The organism is Acinetobacter sp. B51(2017) (genome assembly GCF_003711395.1).
GTDB lineage: Bacteria > Pseudomonadota > Gammaproteobacteria > Pseudomonadales > Moraxellaceae > Acinetobacter.
In genome coordinates this window covers 1-207 of sequence record NZ_PJRJ01000114.1, presented here as the reverse complement: position 1 = coordinate 207, position 207 = coordinate 1, and the positions used below count along the sequence as shown (strand labels likewise).

General features: G+C 51.2%; 1 protein-coding gene. It reads left to right on the top strand.

The genetic code is table 11. The annotated features are described in order from the left end of the window. The coding region (locus tag CYK47_RS15390) for a GA-like domain-containing protein (RefSeq protein WP_213072445.1) at window positions 1–207 on the top strand (207 nt) is incomplete at both ends.

Genomic DNA, 207 nt, shown 5'->3' with positions numbered 1-207 from the left:
CCCTTGCAGATGATGCTGTGACCCAAGCAGAAGTTGATGACTTAACTCAAGCCCTTGCAGATGCACAACAAGCGAAAGCGGATGCACAAGCAGCGGTGGATGCAATTGTTGACGACTTCCCAACCGAAGCGGGTGACTTCCAAGACCGTGTAGATGCCTTGACTGATATCGTGATCCCAGCGGTGAACGATACCAACGAAAACGGTA